Source organism: Caballeronia sp. RCC_10 (genome assembly GCF_041360715.1).
In the GTDB taxonomy this organism is placed as follows: Bacteria; Pseudomonadota; Gammaproteobacteria; order Burkholderiales; family Burkholderiaceae; genus Caballeronia; species Caballeronia grimmiae.
Window position 1 is genome coordinate 1 of sequence record NZ_JBFUPT010000086.1, and the last position, 3,753, is coordinate 3,753.

Sequence of the window (3,753 nt, forward strand, 5' to 3'; positions counted from 1 at the left end):
GTTCTCGATGTTCCATGGCACACCTCACAGAGCAAGTATGCTCTTTTCAAGGTCTCCACCGAACGTGGGTAAGATCACAAGCGCGCTTGCTCGAGCGTACATACCTGATCCTAAAAGGACGTCACAAGCGTCTTGTCTCTTGAATCCGCTACACTGAACGAATCCGGCAAAACGTTACGGCAGCCAATGCCGGTTACATCGCTCTGCGGGAACATGGACCGCTCGAAATCTCTTATTGCGCCGGATGGCTTGCGCGGCTTCGCTCATCTTGTTGAGCGGCTAGAGCTTGGTAAGCAGCGCTCGGCCTCAGCTGCGCCGAAAAAAATGGACAGCTCCGGCGCCCGACAACGCGGGTACTCGTGACCTCTGACGATCGACCGTCTATTGGGAAAGTGATCTCACTTAGTGGCCGCCCAAAGGTGGCTGCATGGCCGACGCGCAGAACGTTGCCCTCCGGTGGCATCTTGCGCGGAATATCATCGAACCTGGGGCGCCGCTTTGCCCCTGGAGCGCTTGCCACTGGCCTTTCGCTGCCGTCAGCCGCGCTCACTCGCTGTTTAGCGATGCGCGCATTGGTGTCCCTGCTCGCATGCCGTCTATGTGATCTGTCGGGTTTCTTCCACTGTCGCGCAAAATCTTGCACGCGATGATGGACCTCGGGCGGGTTCCAGATTTCCACATAGTGCTCGGCTGCTCCAGCCGCTGAGGCGAATACGATCGCTAACGATCCAAGCATCAAACGTTTGCGAAACTGCCTTTCTCCTTCGTTCGTCGTCGACTTTCGTCGAGATCACCACAGTATCATCCGTGAAAGAGTCGGCTCTACACGGTCGCCTAGCTAAAGCACCGAACCGATGCTTTAGCCGACCACTTCCCGTTGACCTCTGCGTCAATGCTCCGGTGGCGCAAGCATGGTCCCCCGACGCTGACGCGACCCGCAGCGGCATTGGTAAAGCTTCCTCAGAGCGAGCGTGCGGCGTCCCTCGACAAACAGCCGATATTCAATGAGCAGTTCCTCGCCTGGATTAATGTCGCGCAGTGCGTAAAAGTAAACGCGACTGCCCTTCTGCTCGGTTTCGCAGTTCGGCGCGCGGCTGTGATTCACCCAGCGCGCTGAGTTTCCACCCTGCCCTCCGTCGATCACGCGTCCATCGCCAAGATCGAAAAAGAAGGTGTGGCCGTCCTCAGCAGCCGAACCCATGGCCTACGGAAGTCCGCCAGAAGGCCGAAGCCTACGCTAAGCTCGAGGGCCATGAACTCGGGATGGCCATCGCGGACAAACCCGTGCCGATTGTGTACGGCCCTGGAGGAGTTCCATTCGCGATCGACCATCGTCACGTTGCGGCTGCGCTTTGGCGAGCGCATGTCAAGAGAGTTCCGTAGGGCGTCTAGCGCAACCGTGAGCCGAGCCGCTGCCGGAAAAAAGAAAGCGATGGCGTGAGACACTTCGTCTCATCGCGAAGCGAGGTTCGAGCGCAGGTCCTAGGGGCCTTGTGCGCCGTCCCAAGACTTTCATGCAAGCAGCGAGAGCGTTTGGCAAACGCTCCTCGCCGGCCGCCATATTTCGACTCGGCTGCGACCCACTTGTTTAGCCGCGTACAACGCCTTGTCGGCTCGCGATAGCACGTCTTCCCGGCGGTCCCCGCTTTGCGCCTCGGCAATTCCTGCAGAAAAGGACAGGTTCAGTGTAACGCCCACCGGCTTGGTCAAAGCTCGGCGTCGTGAATGGTTAACTGCATACCGTTCGGCAGTCGCTTACGTTCTGCGGCGTCCCTCAGTACGTTGATTGCAGTCTTCGGGACTAGCCCCAGGTCGACGTTCATGCTGCTCTCCAACCGTTCGCGCAGGGACAAGCGGCTGAAACACTGGCATGCAACGCAGAGCCTATGTTCTTGCAGTGCTACTTAATCTCAGTATGCACTTGTGCACTTCTGCTTGCCGTCCGTCCGAAACCTTCGACCGTTAGAAAACGGCTTTTCCCATACAGCTTCGATGTGTCTGAGTGCTGTGGCCCGTGTCCACTCCGGTTGAGCGCCATGCGCTAACATCTCGGTGACGTGCAACTCTGCATTTGACGCAGCCTGAACGCCCGTTCATTTCTCAAGGAAGCCATCGATGCGACGTGTCGTGTTCAATCAAAAGGGTGGCGTTGGCAAATCCACCATCGTGTGCAATCTTGCTGCGATTAGCGCATCGCGCGGTACCCGTACGCTAGTCATCGACCTGGATCCGCAAGGCAACGCGAGCCAGTATCTGCTTGGTGCAAGCGCGGGCGACGCACAACCGAATCTCGCGAGCTTCTTTGAATCGGCATTAAGTTATAGCTTTCGCGAGCCTTCGTTCGGCTCGTTTGTCCACGCGACGCCGTTCGAGAACCTGGACATCGTGCCGTCGCATCCATCGTTGGAAACCTTGCAAGGCAAGCTTGAGTCACGCTACAAGATCTACAAGCTGCGCGACGCGCTAAGGAGCCTGGCGGACTACGACGCCGTCTATATCGACACGCCACCCGCGCTGAACTTCTTTACGCGCTCGGCGCTCATTGCCGTGGAGCGCTGTCTAGTGCCATTCGACTGCGACGACTTCTCGCGCCGCGCACTTTACTCGGTGCTGGAGAACGTGCAGGAAATCCGCCATGATCACAATCCCGAGCTGAACGTCGAAGGCATCATCATCAATCAGTTTCAGCCGCGCGCGAATCTGCCAAAGCAACTCGTCGACGAGCTGCGCGCAGAAGACCTGCCCGTGCTCGACGCGCATCTGTCTTCGTCGGTGAAGATTCGCGAAAGCCATCAGAGGGCAAAGCCCATGATCTATTTGGAGCCGCGTCACAAAGTCGCGCAGGAATACGCCGCGCTGTTGGACGAACTGAATCGCTAAAGAACGCCGCGCCGCGGGCTTTTTGCGCTCGCGCGCGCGTCAGATGCTTCACCCCATTGGACTGCGCGGGCGGCTGCAGGACATCGATGCGCTGACTTCCCCAAACGCGAGCGCCGCTCTGCCCACACGTCCGTCAATGTGGTGATGCGTGACGACTCGAAGCTATGCGCCGTGGCTATTCGAACCGGCACTACCGCGTCGGCTCAGGAACCAGCCACCCCCTCGCGCGTGCGAAATAGTGAGGAGCGCATTGCAGAACCCGCGTCTATCGGAGAAGGACCTCGAAGGTCGTGTAGAGCATGTCACTGAAATCGAGCCAACGGACGGTCTTTGGATTGACGAACGCGGGCGGCTTTATCTGAGCGCTATCGAGGACGGCGCGGTCAAGGTCCGTGACGGTGATCGCATCACTACCCTCGTACAGGACAGGCGGCTGCGCTGGCCCGATACGTTCTCGGAAGGACCCAATGGGAGCATCTATGTCACAAGCTCCGCATCCAGGACATGAGCTGGTTCAAGCCCGAGAATGGGCCGCGCCTGGAGACGCAGCTGTGGCGCATTGAACGGCCCGGGCAACCACAGTGATGCGCAGGACGGGGCTTTCTCCTTTCCCCCGGGCAACGCTGCCCTTTCGCGACAAGAGAGCTTCAAATAGCAGTAAGCGACAGGCGGTAGCCGCACGGCCATCTGTTCGGCGAGAGCTAGCTAACGCCGACTCCTCGCTCCGACCGTCGGGCAGCTTTGGGAGTGGAGGAGCCGTTCAAATGGCGCTTCCTACCGTCGACGATTGGCCGTTTTTTGGCCGCTTTGATCTTACCCACGTTCGGTGGAGACCTTGAAAAGAGCATACTTGCTCTGTGAGGTGTGCCATGG

4 protein-coding genes are annotated in these 3,753 nt (G+C 58.7%); 2 read left to right on the top strand and 2 right to left on the bottom strand.

Going from position 1 to position 3,753, the window contains the following annotated elements; genetic code table 11:
• Positions 1 to 889 precede the first annotated feature (889 nt).
• Positions 890 to 1,201, bottom strand: coding sequence for an SET domain-containing protein (locus AB6804_RS31610; RefSeq protein ID WP_370889797.1), 312 nt, complete (start codon positions 1,199 to 1,201; stop codon positions 890 to 892).
• On the opposite strand from AB6804_RS31610, the gene AB6804_RS31615 reads away from it, so the two are divergent.
• Positions 1,114 to 1,383, top strand: coding sequence for a ParB-like protein (locus tag AB6804_RS31615; protein ID WP_370889799.1), 270 nt, complete (start codon positions 1,114 to 1,116; stop codon positions 1,381 to 1,383). The genes AB6804_RS31610 and AB6804_RS31615 overlap by 88 nt on opposite strands.
• A 129-nt stretch (positions 1,384 to 1,512) precedes the next feature.
• On the opposite strand, the gene AB6804_RS31620 is transcribed toward AB6804_RS31615, so the two are convergent.
• Positions 1,513 to 1,698 carry a diguanylate cyclase domain-containing protein gene (locus AB6804_RS31620; RefSeq protein ID WP_370889800.1) on the bottom strand — a complete coding sequence of 62 codons (186 nt, stop codon included), beginning with the start codon at positions 1,696 to 1,698 and terminating at the stop codon, positions 1,513 to 1,515.
• A gap of 417 nt (positions 1,699 to 2,115) precedes the next feature.
• Between AB6804_RS31620 and AB6804_RS31625 the strand changes: the two genes are divergently transcribed.
• Entirely contained in the window at positions 2,116 to 2,880 is a 765-nt protein-coding gene (locus AB6804_RS31625; RefSeq protein ID WP_370889798.1) for a ParA family protein, read from the top strand.
• Positions 2,881 to 3,753: the final 873 nt, after the last annotated feature.

Coding starts and splice junctions, on each gene's coding strand:
- AB6804_RS31625 (WP_370889798.1), top strand. CDS start 2,116: ATGCGACGTGTCGTGTTCAATCAAAAGGGTGGCGTTGGCAAATCCACC.
- AB6804_RS31610 (WP_370889797.1), bottom strand. CDS start 1,201: ATGGGTTCGGCTGCTGAGGACGGCCACACCTTCTTTTTCGATCTTGGC.